General features: G+C 43.2%; 1 protein-coding gene. It reads left to right on the top strand.

Translation table 11 applies throughout. From position 1 onward, the window contains the following. Window positions 1-27: 27 nt before the first annotated feature. Window positions 28-3261 (top strand): RHS repeat-associated core domain-containing protein (locus ACTHJT_RS14610; protein WP_440239492.1); only part of this gene is annotated, 3234 nt, incomplete at its 3' end.

Below are 3261 nucleotides of genomic sequence, written 5' to 3'. Positions count from 1 at the left end.
GATGATTTTGGCTTATTGCGTTTTCGAATGCAGCCCGAAGCCGTAAAATGGCTTTACGCCCACTCATGGTCTTTTGCCGGCACGGACGGACAGAAAGTGGCCGACGGACTTTGCTTCCGGTATGAATATGATGATAAAGGCCGCAATATTCTTAAAAAAGCGCCCGGCGCCAAAGCCCTGAATATGATCTATGATGGTCGCGACAGGGTGGTTTTCATGCAGGCTGGCAACCAGGCCGCTAAAACACCACCGGAATGGACAGCTAATTTGTATGATGATCTCGACCGCTTAACCGTCACCACTGTTTATGGAACCTCTAAAACCAGGACGCAATTGCAAACAGACATTGACAATTCTGCTACGGTAAGTACGGTTACCTTAAACAATCCTGCGCAGCCGGTAGTTCATCTTGTTTTGGATAAGCCTGAAACCGCTACTGCTGTCCATGAGGCACAGCAATCCATTGAATTAAACCCCGGGTTTGAATTTCAAAGCTCGGCAAGCAATACTTTAACCGTCCAGATCAATACTACCACCTCGCTGCCTGTCAACGTAACAACGGTTACTTATCATGATCCCATAAGCCAGGCTGATCTGAATAATACAGCAGTTTGCACCCCTGTTAAGTATCTTTTTTACGACGATTATTCTTTTACAGCCGTAAAACCATTCGATAACAGTTTTGACAATTTACAGGCCTATCCAAACGGAACAGACGTAATGCCCATTGCCACCAGCAAAAGAACCATTGGCTTTGCCACCGGCAACATGGTAAGGGTGCTTGGCACCAACACCTTCCTTGCATCAACCGTTTATTATGACGAAAAGGGGAGGCAGATACAAAGTACAGACGACAACATCAAATCCGGGAAAGATGTAACCACCCTGCAATACCATTGGGACGGCAGGCTGCTCAGCAGTAATACCCAACATACCACTGCCGGCAGCGGCTACAGCAGTTTCAGCATCATTACCAAAAATATATTTGACAAGATTGGCCGTGTGGTTTCGATACAGAAAAAATATGGCAGCAACGCTTTTAAAACCATTGCTGCTTATGACCTGGACGATATGGGCAGGCTCAAAACCAAACACCTGGACCCGGATTACACTCCTCCCGAAGGTGGCGGGGGAGGCCTCGAAAGCCTCAACTATACTTATAACATTCACAATAACATCACCGGCATCAATAAAGACTATGCGCTGAAAACATCCGGAAAATATGATAAGTGGGGCCATTATTTTGGACTATACCTTGGCTATGACAACCGTGATGCAGTGTTTAATGCAGGAAAGCTGGACGGGCATGTTACCGGCCTGCTTTGGAACACGCAGGGTGACGATAACCAGCGTAAATACGATTACACCTACGACAATGCCGGAAGGCTTACAAAGGCAGATTTCAGAGAAAAGAAAACGCCTGCAGATACATGGGGCAATGCCAAAATAGATTTTAGTATAAGTGGAAACGGTACTAATGAAACGATCAGTTATGACTACAATGGCAATCTTACTTCTATGATACAAAAAGGAGTTGTTATTGGAAATTCAGCTCCCGCTACCGTGGATAATCTTACTTATGCCTATACCAGTTTCAGTAATCAACTTCGAATGGTATCTGATAATGGTACATTGGGTAGCACCAACGGCCTGCTGGGAGATTTTAAGGATGGTACCAATGGCGGGGACGATTATTTTTATGATGACAATGGTAATTTAGTATTGGATTTAAATAAAAATGTTACAGGTGTAACCGGTGGGGTTGCTACGCCAATAGGAACTACTGGCATTACGTACAACTTTTTAGATAAGCCGGAACTGATCAATATTTCCGGAAAAGGTACAATTAAAATATTGTACGATGCCGATGGCAATAAGCTGCAGAGAACCTTTACGCCAACGGGCGGTACAGCCAAAGTAACCACCTACATTAATGAATTTGTTTACCAGGGTGATGCACTGCAATACCTCAACTTTGAGGAAGGTAGAATAAGAGTGATGAATCCGGTATCAACCAATAATGGTTATGATGGGCTGGCAATAGACGGTAATATGGATTTACCCAATGGCAACAAAGGCGCTTTTGATTATTTCATTCGTGATTACCAGCAAAATGTTAGGATGATACTTACTGAAGAAACGCATTATGGCATTAATGAATGTACGATGGAAAGCGGACGGGCAGGAAATGAAGAACCCTATTTTGGGCAAACGGGTGCAAATAATGAAGTGGTAACAACGCATTTTGCCATATCCGGGATACCCGGGCAAGCAACTGGCGGCGGATGGCAGAGTAATACAAGCAGCAGTGTAAGTGAACTGAGCAAACTAACCGGCCATACAATAGGTCCGAATAGTTTACTAAAAGTAATGGCTGGTGATGCCATTAATGCCAAAGCCGATTATTACTATCCTGCAGCCGTAACCAACAATCACAATAGCTTGGTTACAGATATTGTAACGGCATTGGTGAATGCAATAAGCGGAAGCCTGGTCACTCCTGCCGGATTACATGGAGGAAACACAACCAACATCAGTAATGACCTGAACGGTAGCTTACCCTTTGCGAACATTACCGACCCCGATAAGGCTACAGGAGATCAAATACCAAGAGCCTACCTGAACGTAATATTCTTTAATGAGCGGTTTGAATTTGTAAGTGAAGGAAGCACGGCATTGCGGGTAAGCCAACCCGGAGATAATGCATCTCCTTTGGTTTTATCCAATATTAAGGCGCCAAAGAATGGCTATGCATATATTTACCTGAGTAATGAAAATGATGATCCGGTTTATTTTGATAATTTTACAGTGAGTGATACGAGAGGAAGGATAATAGAAGAAGATCATTACTATGCTTTTGGGTTAAAGATTGCAGGGATAAGTTCTAAGAAATTTGGTGATCCCAATGAGGGAATGCTGGATAATAAGAACTTATACAATGATAAAGAGCTCTTTGACGATGCTGATCTGGATTGGTATGATTACGGGTTTAGAAATTATGATCCGCAAATTGGAAGATTTACGCAACTTGATCCTTTGACTGATGATTATCCGGAATTAACTAACTATCAGTATGCAAGTAATGATCCGATTTTAAATATTGATTTGGATGGATTGGAAGGTATACCAACACCCGGTGGCTTATGGAATGGCTCATTTTTAGAACAAGGTGCGAGATTTGGCAGTCAGGCTTTTACCAAGCTAGCACCTTCACTTGCAGGTACGGCTTTAAGGGAAGGATCTTTAATAGCTGAACATAAA

This window comes from Cytophaga sp., from assembly GCF_051961495.1.
GTDB lineage: Bacteria > Bacteroidota > Bacteroidia > Cytophagales > Cytophagaceae > Cytophaga.
The sequence above is the reverse complement of the archived record's forward strand: the minus strand, read 5'-3'. Positions and strand labels throughout refer to the sequence as shown.